This window comes from Amycolatopsis sp. NPDC059021, assembly GCF_042739895.1.
Classification (GTDB): Bacteria; Actinomycetota; Actinomycetes; order Mycobacteriales; family Pseudonocardiaceae; genus Amycolatopsis.
The window spans coordinates 89,277-92,903 of the sequence record NZ_JBHYIQ010000015.1; the positions used below are offsets into that span (position 1 = coordinate 89,277).

A 3,627-nucleotide genomic window follows, 5' to 3' on the forward strand; every position below is an offset into this window, starting at 1 on the left:
TAAAAACCACACACAACCACCCCCCCCCCCGCCCCCCCCCCGATCCTGGCCCCCCCCCCCCGCCGCGGCGCCCCCCGAGGCGGCGACGCTGAGCATCAGCGGCGCCGTCGTGGCCGCCAACGACACCGTCAACGTAAGCGTCACCTACACCTGCGACTCGGGGTATACCGGCACGCTCGTCGGCTATGTCAACGACACCACCGCGTCGGCCTTCGGCGCGAGCAACGACACCGCCGCCACGTGTGACGGCACCAGCCACACCGCCGTTCTCAGTGTGGACAACGAAAACGAGGCCGCGGATTACAAGGCCGGGGACACGGCCGTCGTCGCCGTGTCGCTCGACGCGACGAAAACGGGATCGCCCGATCAGAACGCGGCCCAGGACGTGACCCGCACGCTCGGCTGATCCTCGGTTTCTCGCCGGTGGCGGTGGACGCGCGGCCACCGCCACCGGCGGGACGGGCGGCTTTTCCTTCCCCAGCGGGAAATCCGCGAAGGAAGTCGGCTGCGCATGCTCGTGGGTCCGTGCTTGACTGGCCCCATGCTGCCCTGGGAAGCCGAACTCGCCGGCCGGCTCGACCGGCACGTCCTCGACTCCGCGCTGCTGCGGGACAACCCGCTCGGCGATCCGCACCGACGGCCGTTGTGGGTCTACGTCCCGCCCGGCTACGACGCGAGCCCGGATGTCCGCTATCCCACCGTGTACGTCATCCAGGGCTACACCGGGCACCTGGCGATGTGGGCCAACCGCACGCCGTTCCGCCAGCCGTTCCCCGAGACCGCCGACGCCGTTTTCGCCGGCGGCACCGCGCCCGGATGCGTCGTGGTCTACGTCGACGCGTGGACCAGGTACGGCGGTTCGCAGTTCGTCGATTCGCCGGGCACCGGGCGGTACCACTCGTACCTGTGCGACGAGGTCGTGCCGTGGGTGGACGAGCGCTACCGCACGATCCCGGACCGGGAATCGCGGGCGATCACCGGCAAGTCCTCAGGCGGCTTCGGCGCGATGATCACCCCGATGCTGCGGCCGGACGTCTTCGGCGCGCTGGCCACGCACGCCGGCGACACCCTCTACGAGCTGTCCTATCTCGCCGACTTCGGCAAGGCCGCTCGCGCCCTGCGTGACTACGACCAGGACATCACCCGCTGGTGGGCCGACTTCGAGTCCCGCACGGCGTTCACGAAGCCCGAAGATCCCCTGCTCCTGTCCCTGCTCGGCGTCGCTGCCTGCTTCTCCGCCCGCGAAGACGGCACGCCCGAACTGCCGTTCGACGCGCTGACCGGCGCGCCGCGCCCCGAACAGTGGCAGCGCTGGCTCGACTGGGATCCGGTGCGGATGGCGCCGCGGTACGCGGAGGCCGTCCGGTCGTTGCGGGCGGTGTGGATCGACGCGGGTACCCGGGACGAGTACTACCTCGATCTCGGCGCCGAGGCGTTCCGCGCCGAGATCGCGAAGATCGGCCTGCCGGACGACCGTGTCCACTTCGAACTCTTCGACGCCGGGCACGCGGCCATCGAATACCGCTACCCGCTCTCGCTCGCCTGGCTGGCGGAGCGACTTGCCCGCTGATTCCTTGCCGCACAAGGGAAATCGTCGGCTTCACACCGGATAGCCGACTCCGGTGAGTTCACTGGAGACTTCCCACAGACGTTGCTGCACCACGACGTCGTGGGCACGCGCACTGGCGGCGACCCGCTCCGGGTATCCCCGGATCTCGAACAACCCGCCGGGGCCGTAGTACTCCCCGCCCTCGGCGAGCGGATCCGTGGCCGCCCGGAGCGTGGGCAGCGCGCCCATCGCCGGTGTACGCCCGAGAACGCGGGCGATCAGGAGGTTCGGCACGCGGAACCACGGCGAGGAGTAGCGGAAGATCTCGGTACTCGCGCCGCCGGGGTGGGCGGCCAGGGCGACGGTATTCGCGTCGCGCAGCCTCCGGTTCAGTTCGTGGGTGAACAGCAGATTGGCCAGCTTCGACCCGGCATAGGTGCCTGCGGAACGCAGATCGTCCGGATCCACCCGGCCGAAGCGGTGCCCGATGCTGCTGACCGTGACCACCCGTGAGCCCGGCACCGGCACCATCCGATGGAGGAGCAGGCCCGTCAGCGCGAAGTGGCCGAGATGGTTGACCCCGAACTGGATCTCGAAGCCGTCCTCGGTACGTCCGGTCAGGCCGGTCACCCCGGCGTTGTTGATCAGCAGGTCGATCCGCTCGTAGCGCGCCGCCAGCTCCTCGGCTGCCGCTCGCACGGACGCCAGCGCCGCCAGGTCCAGGCGCACCACGTCCACGTCCTGGCCGATCCGCCCGGCCGCCTCCTTCGCCTTGTCCACATCGCGACAGGCGAGCACGACACGCGCGCCTCGCCGCGCCAGCGCACGGGCCGTCTCGAAGCCGATCCCGGTGTTGGCACCGGTGATCACGGCGACGCGGCCTTGCTGGCCGGGCATGTCCGCCTCGGTCCAGTCACCCATGATCGCCCCCTAACCTGAACCACTCGTTCATGTTTTATAGTGAACCAGCAGTTCATCTTCTCGGCAAGGGGTGGCATGGCCAGGCGAACGGGCTTACGGGCGGACGCGGTACGCAACCGGGAGGCGATCCTCGAAGCCGCGCGGACGATCTTCGTGGCGCACGGCTCGGACGCGGGGATGGACGACATCGCGGCGAAGGCGGGCGTCGCGGTCGGCACGCTCTATCGCCATTTCCCGGCCAAACAGGACCTGATCCGGACCATCGCGGAGGATCTCGGAACCGCGATCGCCGAGACGCTCGACGCCGCCGTGCTCAGGATCGCCGACGGCCACAGCACCGCCCTCGACGAAATCGTGGCCCTGATCCGGCGGGTGGTCGTCGAAATGGGACACGAACGGCTCCTCCGCGCCGCACTTTCCGAGGTGGCGCCGGATCCGTTCCAGGCGATGCGAGAGCAGGCGAGGGAGTCCGTCGAGCGCATGATCGCCATGGCGCATCAGGCACGAACCGTCCGGCCCGACCTCACGGTCGACGACGTGATCCTGCTGCTGAACAGCTCACCGGGCGTCGAGGCCGCGAAGTCCGATCGGGAGCGTTGGCTGGAACTCGTCGAAGGCGCGTTGAGCGGTCAGACCCGGCGCCTGAGCGCCAAGACGCCGTAGGCCGCGAAACCGAGGGTGCCCAGGCCGCCCACCGCGACGAAGATCCAGTTGCGGCCGGTATTCTCCGACGCCTGTTCGTCCCTGCTCCGCGTGACACCCGAGGAGGCGCACCGGTCTCCCACGTGCATCGTCTTGCCGCCGCAGGTCACACCGTCGTCCGACGACGTCAGCGACAGGATGCCGAGGACCAGCAGGGCGAGACAGCCAAGGCCCAGCAGCCACAGCCGGATCTGCGGCCAGTACTCGCGCATCGCGCCTCCTTCCCGGTTCACCACCGAGTCAAGCAGGCTGTTTCCCTTGCCAGGACGGGAAAACTGACCTCATCGCGCGACGGCACGCACAGAGAACGGGCCCGGTTCCGGGGGGGGGCCCGCAAGGGCCCCGGGGGATAACCCGGCCCGGCATGCCGCGCCCCGCCGCGCGCGGGACCCCCCCCCCAGCCCCCCCCCCGGGTGCGCGATAAAAACCATATCACCACCCCCCCGCCCCCCCGC

5 protein-coding genes are annotated in these 3,627 nt (G+C 69.9%); 3 read left to right on the forward strand and 2 right to left on the reverse strand.

Going from position 1 to position 3,627, the window contains the following annotated elements; all coding sequences use genetic code 11:
• Positions 1-109 precede the first annotated feature (109 nt).
• Together ACFWX1_RS11880 and ACFWX1_RS11885 are read left to right on the forward strand one after the other, a co-directional pair.
• Positions 110-406 carry a hypothetical protein gene (locus ACFWX1_RS11880; protein WP_378386412.1) on the forward strand — a complete coding sequence of 99 codons (297 nt, stop codon included), beginning with the start codon at positions 110-112 and terminating at the stop codon, positions 404-406.
• A 135-nt stretch (positions 407-541) separates the two neighbouring features.
• Positions 542-1,570: an alpha/beta hydrolase-fold protein gene (locus tag ACFWX1_RS11885; protein WP_378386414.1), complete on the forward strand. Its 1,029-nt coding sequence runs from the start codon at positions 542-544 to the stop codon at positions 1,568-1,570.
• Between the two features lie 30 nt (positions 1,571-1,600).
• Here the strand turns inward: ACFWX1_RS11885 and ACFWX1_RS11890 are convergent, their stop codons facing one another.
• Positions 1,601-2,470 (reverse strand): oxidoreductase, encoded by an 870-nt coding sequence (locus tag ACFWX1_RS11890; protein ID WP_378386416.1) that lies wholly within the window; start codon positions 2,468-2,470, stop codon positions 1,601-1,603.
• Between the two features lie 75 nt (positions 2,471-2,545).
• On the opposite strand from ACFWX1_RS11890, the gene ACFWX1_RS11895 reads away from it, so the two are divergent.
• Positions 2,546-3,133, forward strand: a complete 588-nt coding sequence (locus tag ACFWX1_RS11895; protein ID WP_378386417.1) for a TetR/AcrR family transcriptional regulator — start codon at positions 2,546-2,548, stop codon at positions 3,131-3,133.
• On the opposite strand, the gene ACFWX1_RS11900 is transcribed toward ACFWX1_RS11895, so the two are convergent.
• A complete protein-coding gene (locus ACFWX1_RS11900; protein WP_378325124.1) occupies positions 3,100-3,384 on the reverse strand; it encodes a hypothetical protein in 285 nt (94 codons plus the stop codon). The two genes, ACFWX1_RS11895 and ACFWX1_RS11900, sit on opposite strands and share 34 nt — an antisense overlap.
• Between the last annotated feature and the right edge of the window lie 243 nt (positions 3,385-3,627).

Coding starts and splice junctions, on each gene's coding strand:
- ACFWX1_RS11885 (WP_378386414.1), top strand. CDS start 542: ATGCTGCCCTGGGAAGCCGAACTCGCCGGCCGGCTCGACCGGCACGTC.
- ACFWX1_RS11890 (WP_378386416.1), bottom strand. CDS start 2,470: ATGGGTGACTGGACCGAGGCGGACATGCCCGGCCAGCAAGGCCGCGTC.
- ACFWX1_RS11895 (WP_378386417.1), top strand. CDS start 2,546: ATGGCCAGGCGAACGGGCTTACGGGCGGACGCGGTACGCAACCGGGAG.
- ACFWX1_RS11900 (WP_378325124.1), bottom strand. CDS start 3,384: ATGCGCGAGTACTGGCCGCAGATCCGGCTGTGGCTGCTGGGCCTTGGC.